At 69.6% G+C, this 12,464-nt stretch carries 12 protein-coding genes; 4 read left to right on the top strand and 8 right to left on the bottom strand.

The genetic code is table 11. From position 1 onward, the window contains the following. Positions 1-43: 43 nt before the first annotated feature. The 3 genes from exbB to KF941_RS01640 are packed head-to-tail and all read left to right on the top strand — an operon-like array spanning position 44 to position 2,697. Entirely contained in the window at positions 44-1,315 is a 1,272-nt protein-coding gene (gene exbB, locus KF941_RS01650; RefSeq protein ID WP_214272402.1) for a tonB-system energizer ExbB, read from the top strand. Between the two features lie 3 nt (positions 1,316-1,318). Beyond that, complete coding sequence (gene exbD, locus KF941_RS01645) at positions 1,319-1,864, top strand: TonB system transport protein ExbD (RefSeq protein WP_036752167.1); 546 nt, start codon at positions 1,319-1,321, stop codon at positions 1,862-1,864. Continuing rightward, complete coding sequence (locus KF941_RS01640) at positions 1,861-2,697, top strand: energy transducer TonB (RefSeq protein ID WP_036752170.1); 837 nt, start codon at positions 1,861-1,863, stop codon at positions 2,695-2,697. Before exbD ends, KF941_RS01640 begins: the two co-directional genes overlap by 4 nt. Here the strand turns inward: KF941_RS01640 and KF941_RS01635 are convergent. Both KF941_RS01635 and KF941_RS01630 read right to left on the bottom strand, forming a co-directional pair. Beyond that, on the bottom strand, positions 2,678-3,661 hold the full coding sequence (locus tag KF941_RS01635; RefSeq protein ID WP_214272401.1) for a hydrogen peroxide-inducible genes activator: 984 nt from the start codon (positions 3,659-3,661) through the stop codon (positions 2,678-2,680). The two genes, KF941_RS01640 and KF941_RS01635, sit on opposite strands and share 20 nt — an antisense overlap. A 69-nt stretch (positions 3,662-3,730) precedes the next feature. Next, on the bottom strand, positions 3,731-5,008 hold the full coding sequence (locus KF941_RS01630) for a hemolysin family protein (protein WP_036752176.1): 1,278 nt from the start codon (positions 5,006-5,008) through the stop codon (positions 3,731-3,733). 302 nt (positions 5,009-5,310) lie between these two features. Here KF941_RS01630 and KF941_RS01625 point away from each other — a divergent pair, with 302 nt between their 5' ends. Next, positions 5,311-6,465 (top strand): patatin-like phospholipase family protein, encoded by a 1,155-nt coding sequence (locus KF941_RS01625; protein WP_116222124.1) that lies wholly within the window; start codon positions 5,311-5,313, stop codon positions 6,463-6,465. Between the two features lie 36 nt (positions 6,466-6,501). On the opposite strand, the gene KF941_RS01620 is transcribed toward KF941_RS01625, so the two are convergent. The 6 genes from KF941_RS01620 to hutU all read right to left on the bottom strand — a co-directional run bounded on the left by KF941_RS01620 (position 6,502) and on the right by hutU (position 12,454). Continuing rightward, positions 6,502-7,605 carry an NADH:flavin oxidoreductase/NADH oxidase gene (locus KF941_RS01620; protein ID WP_214272400.1) on the bottom strand — a complete coding sequence of 368 codons (1,104 nt, stop codon included), beginning with the start codon at positions 7,603-7,605 and terminating at the stop codon, positions 6,502-6,504. Positions 7,606-7,763: 158 nt separating this feature from the next. After that, positions 7,764-8,534 (bottom strand): amino acid ABC transporter ATP-binding protein, encoded by a 771-nt coding sequence (locus tag KF941_RS01615; protein WP_036752185.1) that lies wholly within the window; start codon positions 8,532-8,534, stop codon positions 7,764-7,766. Positions 8,535-8,538: 4 nt separating this feature from the next. After that, entirely contained in the window at positions 8,539-9,201 is a 663-nt protein-coding gene (locus KF941_RS01610) for an amino acid ABC transporter permease (protein WP_036752188.1), read from the bottom strand. Beyond that, complete coding sequence (locus tag KF941_RS01605; RefSeq protein WP_072461605.1) at positions 9,201-9,848, bottom strand: amino acid ABC transporter permease; 648 nt, start codon at positions 9,846-9,848, stop codon at positions 9,201-9,203. Before KF941_RS01605 ends, KF941_RS01610 begins: the two co-directional genes overlap by 1 nt. Positions 9,849-9,907: 59 nt before the next feature. Further along, entirely contained in the window at positions 9,908-10,726 is an 819-nt protein-coding gene (locus tag KF941_RS01600; protein WP_036752194.1) for a transporter substrate-binding domain-containing protein, read from the bottom strand. 63 nt (positions 10,727-10,789) lie between these two features. Further along, positions 10,790-12,454, bottom strand: a complete 1,665-nt coding sequence (hutU, locus tag KF941_RS01595) for a urocanate hydratase (protein ID WP_036752197.1) — start codon at positions 12,452-12,454, stop codon at positions 10,790-10,792. Positions 12,455-12,464 lie beyond the last annotated feature (10 nt).

Below are 12,464 nucleotides of genomic sequence, written 5' to 3'. Positions count from 1 at the left end.
GCAAGATGCGGACGGATCGAATGCCGGAACTATAAGGATCGCCATGACCCAGAAGTCACTGCCGCGCCGTAGCGCGGGGACCGCCGTTGCTTTGACCTGCCTGCTGCTTGCCACGCCGATCGCGGCGCAGGAAGCCGCCACGGGCGGCCAGACCAGCCCGGCGCCCGAGGTCCAGACCCAGCCGGCCGCCCCCGCCGGCGAAACCGCGGCCCCGCAGCCCCAAGTCCCGCAGCCCGCGACGCCGGAAGCGGCGGCCCCCGGCACGGCAGCACCCGAAGCGGCAAGCACGACCCCCGCCCCGGCGGCCGAGACGACCCCGCCCGAAACCCCCGCACCCGCGGCAACCGCACCGGAAGCCGCCCCGCAGGAAACCACCGCGCCGGTAACGACCGCGCAGGAAACAACCACACCGGCCCCCGCCGCCGATACGCCCGCGGCGGCGCCCGAAACCGCGCCCGCCACCGCCCAGGCCCCGGCGGCATCGGAAACCCCGGCGGCACCGGAAGCCCCCGCCCCCACCGCGCCCGAAGCGGCCGAGCCCGCCGGCTCCAGCATCCTGCCGCAGGCGGTGCAGGACGCGCTGTCGCCGATGCTGAACCCGCCGGAACGCGACCCGAACCTGCCGCACGACCTGTCGCCGATGGGCATGTTCGTTGCCGCCGACTGGGTGGTGAAGGCGGTGATGATCGGCCTGGCCTTCGCCTCGGTCGTGACCTGGACGGTGCTGGTCGCCAAGGTGCTGGAACTGCTGGGGGCCATGCAGCGCGCCCAATCCGGCATCCGCCGGGTCGAAGCGGCGGCGAACCTGCCCTCGGCGCTGGCTTCGGCCGGCAACCGCCGCGACCCGGTCTCGCGCATGATCCGCGCCGCGGCCGCCGAATACGACCGCTCGGCCCCGGCGCTGGACCAGGCCGGCGACGCGGGCGTCAAGGAGCGCGTCGATTCGCATCTGGACCGGATCGAGGCCATCGCCGGCCGCCGCATGAGCCGGGGCACCGGCGTTCTGGCCACCATCGGCTCGACCGCGCCCTTCGTCGGCCTGTTCGGCACCGTCTGGGGCATCATGAACAGCTTCATCGGCATCTCGCAGGCGCAGACCACCAACCTTGCCGTCGTGGCGCCGGGCATCGCCGAGGCGCTGCTGGCCACCGCCATCGGCCTGGTCGCGGCCATCCCGGCCGTGGTGATCTACAATGTCTTTGCCCGCGCCATCACCGGCTACCGCCTGCGGCTCGCCAATGCCGCGGCCGGGGTCAAGCGCCTGGTCAGCCGCGACCTCGACTTCCGCGGCACCGTCTCGCGCACGGAGGTCTGAGCCATGGCCGGCGGCATCCGCGAAACCCAAGGCGACGATCTGGTCGAGAACCACGAGATCAACGTCACGCCCTTCATCGACGTGATGCTGGTGCTGCTGATCATCTTCATGGTGGCGGCGCCGCTGGCGACGGTGGATGTGAACGTGGACCTGCCGGTCTCGAACGCGACCCCGGCGCAGCGCCCCGACCAGCCGGTCTATATCACCGTCAAGCCCGACCTGACGCTTGCCCTGGGCAACGAGGACGTGCCGGCCGGCGGGCTGGCCACGGCGCTGGCCGCCGCGACCCAGAACAACCGCGAGGAGCGCATCTTCCTGCGCGCCGACAGGGAGGTGTCCTATGGCGACCTGATGGGCGTCATGAACACCCTGCGCGAAACCGGCTATCTCAAGATCGCCCTGGTCGGGCTTGAAACCACCGGCGGGGGGGTGGCGCCCGCCGCCCAGCCCGCCGATGCCGAGCTTGATGCGCCCGCGGCAGCACCCGCCGCAGCGCCGGCCCAGCAAACCGCCTCGACCCCGTCAAGCGGAGGAGCCCCCACGCCATGAGTTGGAAGCCTTCCCCGGCCCTGCGCGACAGCGCGCTATGGGGCACCGCCGCAGCGGTGGCCCTGGCCGCGCATATGGGCGGCGCTCTGTGGATCCTGCAACGCGCCGAAGCCGCCGCGCCCCCCGGCCTGCCCGACCCGGTCTATGTCGAGCTGGCACCGATGCCCGAGGCGGCCGCCCCGCCGGACGAGGCCGAGACCCCGGAAATGACCGAGGCCGAACCGGAACCCGAGCCCGAACCGGAACCCGAGCCCGAACCGGAACTCGCCATGCCGCCGCTTCAGGAACTGGAACCGCTGGCGGACATGAACTCGCTGTTCCCGCCGCCGCCCGATGCGGTGGTGCTGCAGAAATCCGAACGCCCGCCCGAGCGTCCCGACCCCGAGCCGGAGCCCGAGCGGAAGGTCGTCGAAAAGCAGCCCGAGCCCAAGAAGCGCGAGAAAAAGGAAAAGGCCCCGGAAGAGCAGCCGGCCCGCCAGGCCACCACCAGGGTCCGGGCGCCGCAATCCGACCGCACCGCCGCACCCCAGGCGCAGGCCGGCACGCCCAGCCCGCGGCAGGTGGCCAGCTGGCAGTCCAAGGTGCAGGCCGCGGTGGCGCGCCACATGCAGCGCACCCGCTTCAACGGGCGCGGCGACACCATGACCGTGACCGTGCGCTTCAGCGTCGATCCCAGCGGCCGCGTGGCCGGGGCGTCGCTGGCAAGCTCGACCGGGGATGCCAGGATCGATTCTGCGCTGAACCGCCAGGCCTCGCGCATGCCGCGCCTGCCGGCGCCGCCCTCGGGCAAGACCACCGCGCTGGTGCTGCCGGTCAAGATCGTGCTGCGCTGATCCTTTTGCGGGCCGGCGCATCGGGTGCCGGATCCGGCACCGGGCAGGGGATCGGCTCGACCCCCAGCACCGGGGCCAGATCGCGCACCACCTGGGCCAGGGCCCGCGCATCCGCCCCGGCCTCGGCATTGCGGCGCCAGACCACGGCCAGATCGCGCGAGGGCGCCGGCTCGGTAAAGGGCACGATGCGCAGCCGGCCGTCGCGGTTCTCGTCCGCCAGGGCCAGCCGCGGGATCAGCGTCATGCCCATGCCGCTGGCCACCATCCGCATCAGCGTCGTCATCGAGGCCGCTTCCAGGTTCAGCTTGCGCCGCGGGCTGCGCAGCCCGCAGACCTCCAGCGCCTGGTCGCGCAGGCAATGGCCGTCGGCCAGCAGCAGCAGGCGGTCCGCCTCGATGCTTTCGGGCCGGGCCGGGCCGGACAGCAGCGTGGTGTCGCTGCCCGACAACGCGACCAGGAAGGCGTCGCGCAAGACCGTCTCGGCCTCGATCCCCGGCTCGTTGACCGGCAGGGCCATGATCCCGGCATCGAAACGGTGGCTCAGCACGCCCGAGACCACCTCGTCGGTCGCGATCTCGTGCAATTCCAGGTTCAGCATCGGATGGCTGGCACGCAACGCCGGCACCAGGTGCGGGATCAGATAGGGGGCGACCGTGGGAATGATCGCCAGCCGCAGCCGCCCCGACAAGGGCAGCCGCCCCGCCCGCGCCAGCGCCTCCAGCCGCTTGGCGGTATCCATCAGCTCCTGCGCCACCGGCAACAGCCGCTCGCCCAGCGCGGTCAGCCGCACCGGCCCCGCGCCGGCGCCGCGTTCGAACAGCGCCCCGCCCAGCCGCGCCTCGAGCTGGGCGATCTGGCTGGACAGGCCCGGCTGCGAGACATGCACCGTCTCGGCGGCGCGGCCGAAATGGCCCAGCCGGGCGACGGCAAGGAAATAGGTGATCTGGCGCAGGGTGAAGTTCATAACCAAGCGTTATCAAACCCGCGGGAAATCACAAGCGTTCTTTCCCGCCCGCCGGCGCGGCCCTGCGGATCAGCCCGGCAGGCGCTGGACCAGCAGCTTGTCGATGCGGCGATGGTCCATGTCCACCACCTCGATGCGCCAGCCCTGCCAATCCACGCGGTCGCCCGCCTGCGGCAACCGGCCGGCCAGGTCCAGCACCAGCCCGGCGACGGTGGAATAGTCGCGATCCTCGTCCAGCGAGACCGAAAGCCGGTCGGCGAATTCGTCGACCGGCATCCAGCCTGCGACCAGCAGGCTGCCGTCGTCGCGCTCGACCAGCTTCGGCTCGTCGTCGTCGAGGCCGGCGAACTCGCCGGTGATCGCCTCCAGCACGTCCATCGGCGTCACCACGCCCTCGAAATGGCCGTATTCGTCATAGACCAGCAGCATCTGCCCCGGCGCGGCACGCAGGCGCGCGATGACCTCGGGCGCGTCCATGGTCTCGGGGATGATCGGGGCGGGCTGCATCACCTGGCGCAGGTCCACCGCCTCGGCGCGGCTTTGCGACATCAGGTCCACGCTGGCGATCACGCCGATCAGGTTGTTCGGGTCGCCGTCGCTGACCGGCAGGCGGGTGCGGCGGCCGTCGCGGAACTTGCGCGCCATCTCTTCCCAGCTGTCGCCGACATCCACCGCCTCGATCTCGCGCCGGGGCGTCATCAGCCCGCGCGCGCTGCGGTCGGCGATGCGCATGACGCCGGCGATCATCTCGGTCTCGGCGCGGTGCATGACGCCCGCGGTCTCGGCCTCCGAGATCACCAGCTTGATCTCTTCGTCGCTGATGGTCTGCCGGTCCTCGCCCGATTGCCCCAGCGCGGCCAGGACCAGCTTGCCCGAACGGTCCAGCAGCCAGACCAACGGCGCCGCCCCGCGCGAGATGGCCAGCATCAGGGGCGCCATCCGCACGGCGACGCGCTCGGGCGCCTTCAGCGCCAGCTGCTTGGGCACCAGTTCGCCCACGATCAGCGACAGGTAGGTGATGGCCACGACCACGCCGCCCATGCCCAAGGGCTGCGCCAGCGAGGGCGGCACCCCCCAGCCCGGCAGCGCCGCCGCCAGCCGCGCGCCCAGCGTCGCGCCGGAAAAGGCGCCCGACAGGATGCCGACCAGCGTGATGCCGATCTGGACCGAGGACAGGAACCGCCCCGGCTCCTCCCCCAGCGCCAGCGCGGTGGCGGCGGCCCGGTCGCCGCGTTCGGCCAGGACTTTCAGCCGCGCCGGCCGGGCCGAGACGATGGCCAGTTCAGACATGGCCAGAAGCCCGTTGAGCAGGGTCAGGACAAGGACGACAAGGACTTCGATCCACATCAAAGGGGCTCGCTCGGGTCAGGGGGATGCCGGGAAGCAGCGGGGCGCAGCAGGCCGCGCCTGTCGGAAGGGTCGTCGATCATGCGCTTGTCGGCGGCTGGCTCCGGCTGTGTCATGCCCCAATATATCGGCTGGCGCGGCCGTGACAATCACCCAGGCGGAAATTGCGCAGGACGCAACGTCACTCGCGCTTTTTTACGCGATTTTTTGCGTTTTTTTCTTTCGTTTCCCGCGGCATTATGGAAATTTTCCATCCCCGGCCATGGCGCGACGGGACCGAACCACAGGATTCGAGGGGGCAGATGAAGGACAGAACCGGGGAAGTTACCGAGAAGATCGTCTTCGTCCTCCAGGGCGGCGGCGCGCTGGGGGCGTTCCAGGCCGGCGCATATGAGGCACTTTGCCGCGCCGGGCAGGAACCGGAATGGCTGGCGGGCATCTCGATCGGATCGATCAACGCGGCGCTGATCGCCGGCAACCGCCCCGGCCAGCGGCTGGAGGCGCTGCGCCGCTTCTGGGAAGAGGTGACGGGCGCGCCCTGGCTGCTGGGCTCGTGCTTCGAGGGCGGGCCGCTGCACGAACAGATGCGGGCCGTCTGCAACGAAAGCCGCGCCACCATGTCCACCATGCTGGGCGCGCCCGGCTTTTTCCGCCCGCGCATCCCGGACCTGTTCTCCTTCCTGCCCGGCCTGATGCGGCAGACCAGCTGGTATGACACCTCGCCCCTGCGCGATACGCTGCTGGCCTTGGTGGATTTCGACTATCTCAACGCCCAGGGCCCGCGCCTGTCCGTCGGCGCGGTGGATGTCGAGACCGGCAACTTCACCTGTTTCGACAGCCGCGAGACGCGGATCACCGTCGATCACGTCATGGCCTCGGGCGCGCTGCCGCCGGGCTTTCCCGCGGTCGAGATCGAGGGGCGGCACTACTGGGACGGCGGGCTGGTCTCGAACTCGCCGCTGCAATTCGTGCTGGCCAAGCCCTGCGACCGGCCGCTGTGCATCTACCAGGTGGACCTCTACCCGTCGCGCGACATCCTGCCCCGCACCATGGCCCAGGTCGAGCAGCGCGAACGCGAGATCCGCTTTTCCAGCCGCACCCGGCTGAACACCGACGAATTCCGCATCCGCCATGCGCTGGCCAGCGCGGCGCGGCGGCTGCACGCGCGGCTGCCGGCCCCGTTCCGCGACGACCCGGACCTGGCCATGCTGATCGAATCCGGCCCGGCCCATCCGGTCAGCCTGATGCACCTGATCTATCGCCATGCCGATTACGAAAGCGCGTCCAAGGACTACGAATTTTCGCGCCTGTCTATGCTGGACCATTGGCGAGACGGGCTGCAGGACGCGGAACGCTCGCTTGCCGATCCGCGCTGGACCCAGCGGCAGGTGCCCGAGGACGGGCTGATGATCTTCGACCTCCACGACCCGCACCGGCAAGAGGCGAAGGCGGTCTGAGCCCCCGCCGCCATGCCGGCGCCCGGCGCGGGCCGGCTATTTGCGGAACAGATCCCGCAGCCCCGAGGGCTGGCTGCGCCAGAACTGCGGCGGCGCCGAGACGCTGGCGCCCAGCCTGGCCGCCGCATGCCAGGGCCAGCGCGGATCGTAAAGCACCGTGCGGGCCAGCGCGACCATGTCGGCATCGCCGGTGGCGACGATGGCCTCGGCCTGCTCGGGCTCGGTGATCAGGCCGACGGCGATGACCGGGATGCCGACCGCCTGCCTGACCGCCCGCGCCAGGGGCACCTGGTAGCCGGGACCGACGGGGATCTGCTGGCGCCGGTCCAGCCCGCCGCTGCTGACATGGATCGCCGCGCAGCCCCGCGCCGCGAGCGCCTGGGAAAAGGCGATGCTGCCCTGGATGTCCCAGCCGCCCTCGACCCAATCGGTGCCCGAGATGCGGACCGTGACCGGATAGCCCGCCGGCACCGCGTCCCGCACCGCCTCGAAGACCTCCAGCGGAAAGCGCATGCGGTTTTCCAGGCTGCCGCCATAGTCGTCCTCGCGCCGGTTCGACAGCGGCGACAGGAACTGGTGCAGCAGATAGCCATGCGCGGCATGGATCTGGATCGCGTCGATCCCCAGGCGCACGGCGCGGCGCGCGGCCTGGGCAAAGGCGTCGCGCACCCGCGCCAGCCCGGCGCGGTCCAGCGCCAGCGGCGGGTTCTCGCCCTCGGCAAAGGCCAGGTCCGAGGCCGAGACGGTCTGCCAGCCATGCGGCGCATCCGGCGCGATCTGCGCCCCGCCCTCCCAGGGCTTCGCGGTCGAGGCCTTGCGCCCGGCATGGGCCAGCTGGATGGCGATGGGCATGTCCGACCAGGCGCGCACGCCCTTCAGCACCCGGTCCATCGCCGCCTCGGTCGCATCGTCCCACAGGCCGACGTCGGCATAAGAGATGCGGCCCTCGGGCAGGACGGCGGTGGCCTCGATGGTCAGGATGGCCGCGCCGGAATGCGACAGCGCGCCCAGGTGGATCAGGTGCCAGTCGGTCATCCGCCCGTCCTCGGCCGAATACATGCACATGGGCGCGACGACGATCCGGTTGGCAAGGGTCCGGCCACCGATGGCGATCGGCTCGAAAAGCTTGGGTTGGGGCATGAGGGGCATCCTTGCTGCTACCCGTCTCAGATAAACCGCAGCCGCCCGGCCGCAAGCCCCGGCCCGCGCGCTTCTTTCGTGTGCAAATATCCTGGGGGAACGCCGGGCCGGCCCCGTCGAGGGGCCGGCCCGGCGTGGGGGCAAAGCCCCCCTCCCGCTCAGAAGCTGTTGCGTTCGTGATAGGTGCGCAGGAAGCCCTGGATGCGCGGATCCTCGGGGTGGTGCAGGATGCGGCCGGGGCTGTCCACGCCGACAAGCTCGCCCTTTTCCATGAAGGCGACCTGGTCGGCGACATGGGCGGCAAAGCCCATCTCATGCGTGACCACCACCATGGTCATGCCCTCGCCGGCCAGCGTCTTCATCACGTTCAGCACCTCGCCCACCAGTTCGGGGTCGAGCGCCGAGGTCGGCTCGTCGAAAAGCATCAGCCGCGGCTCCATGGCAATGGCGCGGGCGATGGCGACGCGCTGCTGCTGGCCGCCCGACAGGCGCGCGGGGTGGTTGCCCATCTTGTCGGCCAGCCCGACCTTGGCCAGCGCCTCGGCGGCGCGGGCCTGGGCCTCGGCTTTCGACAGGCCGCGCACCCGGACCAGCCCCTCGGCCACGTTGCCCAGCGCCGTCATGTGCGGCCACAGGTTGAACTGCTGGAACACCATGCCGATCGAGCGCCGCATCTCGCGCAGCTTGCGCCCCGACATCTTTCGCCCCGGCGCCTCGTAGCCGATCAACTGCCCGTCGATGCGGATCTCGCCCGAATCGTATTCCTCGAGGAAGTTGATGCAGCGCAGCAGCGTGGACTTGCCCGAGCCCGAGGGCCCGATCAGGCAGGTCACCTTGCCAGGCGGGATCGCCAGGTCCACGTCCTTCAGCGCATGGAAGGGGCCGTAATACTTGTTGACCTTGCGAATATCGACGGCAGAAGCCTGCATCGGCTCAGGTCCTTTCGATCAGGTGTTTGGTGATGCGCGCCTCGAACCGGCGGCCGACGCGCGAGATGGTCTCGACCAGCGCCCAGAAGAACAGCGCCAGCACCAGGTTCGCCTCGAGATAGCGGAAGGTCTCGGTGGACATGCGGCTGACCTGGTACATCAGCTCTGGCACGGTGATGATGGACAGGATCACCGTCTCCTTGGTCAGGATGATCGAGAAATTGACCAGCGCCGGCAGCGCCGAGACCAGGCCCAGCGGCAGCAGGACGCGGCGCACGATGGTCGGCTCGGCCATGCCGATGGCGCGGGCGGCCTCGATCTGGCCATGCGGCACGGCGCGAAAGCCCGAGCGGAAGATTTCGGCGAAATAGGGGCTGCCATAGATGGTCAGGCCCAGAAGCCCCGCCGGCAGCGCGTCCAGCCGCAGCCCGACCAGCGGCCCGCCGTAATACAGCACGAACAGCTGCACCAGAAAGGGCGTGCCGCGGATCACCTCGATATAGGCCTGGATGATCCAGCCCAGCCAGCGCGGCCCGTAGCGCTGCATCAGCGCGATCACCAGACCCAGCGCCATGCCGAAGATGGTGCCCAGGATCCAGCACAGCACGGTGACGCCGAAGCCCCTCAGCAGGGCGGGGCCGTATTGTTCAAGGATGCTCCATTCCATCAGACGGCCGTCCTGTGTTCAAGGTAACGTCCCAGCGCCGCAAGGCACAGGTTGATCGCCAGGTAGATGCAGGCGGCGGCGATATAGACCTCCAGCGGGCGGAAGGTGGTCGCGGCCTGCGCCTGGCTGGCGCGGGTCAGTTCCAGGATGCCGACGACCGAGACCAGCGAGCTGGCCTTGACCAGCAGGATCAGCTCGTTGACCAGCGCCGGCAGCGACAGGGTGAAGGCCTGCGGCAGGATCACCCGCATCCAGACGTCGCGCGGGGTCATGCCGATGGCCACGGCGGCCTCGGCCTGGCCCCTGGGCAGCGCCGCGATGGCGCCGCGCCAGATCTCCGAGATATAGGCGCTGGCGCAGATGCCCACGGTAACGACCGCCGCGAAGATCGCCGGCACGTCGATGCCGATCACCGGCAGCGTGTAGTAGAACACCAGCAGCTGCACCAGCAGCGGCACCCCGCGCAGGAAGCTGACCCAGATCCCGCCGAGGCCGCGCAGGACCGGATAGGGCGACAGCCGCGCAGCGCAGACCAGCGTGCCGATCACCAGCCCCAGCGCGATGCCGAGCCCCGAGATCAGCAGCGTATAGCGGGCCGCCCAGAACAGCGGCTCGAAACTTTGAAGAAAGACCGGGATCGAAAACATGCGCGCCTCGCCTTGGCCCTTGGGGGAACGGGCGGGACCAGGCCCCGCTCGCCAGCGACTTAGTTCGCGGGGACTTCGCGGGGCAGTTCGGTATAGCTGCCCAGCCATTTCTCCTGGATCGCCTTGACGCGGCCGTCATCGGTCATCTTCAGCAGCGCGTCGTTGATGGCCTTGGCAAAGCTTTCGCTGCCTTCCTCCTTGCGCAGCACCCAGGCGAAATAGGTGGGCTGGCCGAACTGGGCCGGCTCGAACAGCGCGAAGGTCTCGGGGCGGTTCTTCACCAGATAGGTCAGGTTCGGCAGCGAACCCGCCACCGCGTCCAGACGGCCCGCGGCCAGGTCGGCATAGGCTTCGTCCGTGGTGCCGTATTCCTTGACGTTCACGCCGCCCAGGCTTTCGCCATAGGCCTGCAGCTGGCGGAACTGCGCGGTCCCCTGCTGGACGCCGACGGTCTTGCCCTTGATGTCCTCGGGCTTGGCCAGCTCGGTGTTCGAGGCGGCGCGGACCAGCGAGACGGTGGCATCGGCGATCGGCAGGGTGAAGGTATAGCGCTCCAGCCGCTCGGGGGTGATCGTGACCGGCGCGATCACGATGTCGAACTTGCCGACCTCGAGGCCCGGCAGCTCGGCGGTCCAGGGGATGTCCTGATAGACCGGCTCGACGCCGATTTCCTTGCTGACCTCGTCGAACAGGTCCTTGGTCATCCCCTCGTAGGTGCCGTTGTTCAGCATGTCGAAGGGGGCATAGTGCATGTCGGTCGCGGTGACGATCTTGCCCGCCGCCTTGATGTCGTCAAGCTGGTCGGCCGAGGCCGCCGAGCCGAGCGCAAGCGCGGAAAGCCCGAAGAGCGCGGCCTTGAGGCTGGTGTGGAAGGTCATGTCTGTCTCCTTGTTGGACGGTAGGGGGCGCGGCCCGGTGCGTTGCGGCGCCGCGCCTATGGATCAGAGAATGGCGGGCAGATTCAACCCGTGCTCCCGCGCGCAGTCCAGCGCGATCTGATAGCCAGCGTCGGCATGACGCATGACGCCGGTGGCCGGGTCGTTCCACAGCACGCGGGCCAGGCGCGCATCGGCGTCCTCGGTCCCGTCGCAGCAGATCACCATGCCGGAATGCTGCGAAAAGCCCATGCCCACGCCGCCGCCATGGTGCAGCGACACCCAGGTCGCCCCCGAGGCGGTGTTCAGCAGCGCATTCAGCAGCGGCCAGTCGGAAACCGCGTCCGAGCCGTCCTGCATCGCCTCGGTCTCGCGGTTGGGCGAGGCGACCGAGCCCGAGTCGAGATGGTCGCGGCCGATGACGATGGGCGCCTTCAGCTCGCCGTTGCGGACCATCTCGTTGAAGGCCAGGCCCAGCTTGTGGCGGATGCCGAGGCCGACCCAGCAGATCCGCGCCGGCAGGCCCTGGAAGCTGATGCGCTCGCGCGCCATGTCCAGCCAGTTGTGCAGATGCGGGTCGTCCACCAGTTCCTTGACCTTCTGGTCGGTCTTGTAGATGTCCTCGGGGTCGCCCGACAGCGCCGCCCAGCGGAACGGGCCGATGCCCTTGCAGAACAGCGGCCGGATATAGGCCGGCACGAAGCCGGGGAAGGCGAAGGCGCGCTCGAAACCCTCTTCCAGCGCCATCTGCCGGATGTTGTTGCCGTAATCGACGGTCGGGATGCCCTGGTCGTGGAAGGCCACCATCGCCTCGACCTGCTTGCGCATGGATGCGCGGGCGGCACGTTCGACGGCCTTGGGGTCGGTTTCCTGGCGCGCGCGCCATTCGGCCACGGTCCAGCCCAGCGGCAGGTAGCCATGCACCGGGTCATGGGCGCTGGTCTGGTCGGTCACGATGTCGGGACGCACGCCGCGCTTGACCAGTTCCGGGAACACATCGGCGGCATTGCCGATCAGCGCCACGGATTTCGCCTCGCCGGCCTTGGTCCAGCGGTCGATCATCTCCAGCGCTTCATCGAGCGAATGGGTCTTTTCGTCGACATAGCGGGTGCGCAGGCGGAAATCGGCGCGGGTCTCGTCGCATTCGACGGCCAGGCAGCAGGCCCCGGCCATGACGGCGGCCAGCGGCTGGGCGCCGCCCATGCCGCCAAGCCCGGCGGTCAGGATCCACTTGCCCTTGAGGTTGCCGCCGTAATGCTGGCGCCCGGCCTCGACGAAGGTCTCGTAGGTGCCCTGCACGATGCCTTGCGACCCGATATAGATCCAGGAACCTGCGGTCATCTGGCCATACATGGCCAGGCCCTTCTTATCCAGCTCGTTGAAATGGTCCCAGTTCGCCCAATGGGGAACAAGGTTCGAGTTGGCGATCAGCACGCGGGGCGCGTCCTTGTGGGTCTTGAACACGCCCACGGGCTTGCCGGACTGCACCAGCAGGGTCTCGTCGGTTTCCAGCTTGCGCAGCGCGTCGACGATCAGGTCGAAATCCTTCCAGGTGCGGGCGGCGCGGCCGATGCCGCCATAGACCACCAGCTCATGCGGGTTCTCGGCCACGTCGGGATGCAGGTTGTTCATCAGCATCCGCATCGGCGCCTCGGTCAGCCAGCTTTTCGCGGTGATCTCGGTTCCGGTGGGCGGGAAGATGTCGCGGGTGTTGTGACGGGGATTGTCCATGTCTCTCTCC

The organism is Paracoccus sp. pheM1 (assembly GCF_018499825.1).
Taxonomy (GTDB): Bacteria; Pseudomonadota; Alphaproteobacteria; order Rhodobacterales; family Rhodobacteraceae; genus Paracoccus; species Paracoccus versutus.
Note: the sequence above shows the minus strand (reverse complement) of the source record. Positions and strands in the feature narration are given on the sequence as shown.

Bases quoted from the DNA above. Each gene is read 5' to 3' on its own strand.
- exbB (WP_214272402.1), top strand. From the start codon at position 44: ATGACCCAGAAGTCACTGCCGCGCCGTAGCGCGGGGACCGCCGTTGCT.
- hutU (WP_036752197.1), bottom strand. From the start codon at position 12,454: ATGGACAATCCCCGTCACAACACCCGCGACATCTTCCCGCCCACCGGA.
- KF941_RS01610 (WP_036752188.1), bottom strand. From the start codon at position 9,201: ATGGAATGGAGCATCCTTGAACAATACGGCCCCGCCCTGCTGAGGGGC.
- KF941_RS01600 (WP_036752194.1), bottom strand. From the start codon at position 10,726: ATGACCTTCCACACCAGCCTCAAGGCCGCGCTCTTCGGGCTTTCCGCG.
- KF941_RS01625 (WP_116222124.1), top strand. From the start codon at position 5,311: ATGAAGGACAGAACCGGGGAAGTTACCGAGAAGATCGTCTTCGTCCTC.
- exbD (WP_036752167.1), top strand. From the start codon at position 1,319: ATGGCCGGCGGCATCCGCGAAACCCAAGGCGACGATCTGGTCGAGAAC.
- KF941_RS01635 (WP_214272401.1), bottom strand. From the start codon at position 3,661: ATGAACTTCACCCTGCGCCAGATCACCTATTTCCTTGCCGTCGCCCGG.
- KF941_RS01620 (WP_214272400.1), bottom strand. From the start codon at position 7,605: ATGCCCCAACCCAAGCTTTTCGAGCCGATCGCCATCGGTGGCCGGACC.
- KF941_RS01615 (WP_036752185.1), bottom strand. From the start codon at position 8,534: ATGCAGGCTTCTGCCGTCGATATTCGCAAGGTCAACAAGTATTACGGC.
- KF941_RS01640 (WP_036752170.1), top strand. From the start codon at position 1,861: ATGAGTTGGAAGCCTTCCCCGGCCCTGCGCGACAGCGCGCTATGGGGC.
- KF941_RS01605 (WP_072461605.1), bottom strand. From the start codon at position 9,848: ATGTTTTCGATCCCGGTCTTTCTTCAAAGTTTCGAGCCGCTGTTCTGG.
- KF941_RS01630 (WP_036752176.1), bottom strand. From the start codon at position 5,008: ATGTGGATCGAAGTCCTTGTCGTCCTTGTCCTGACCCTGCTCAACGGG.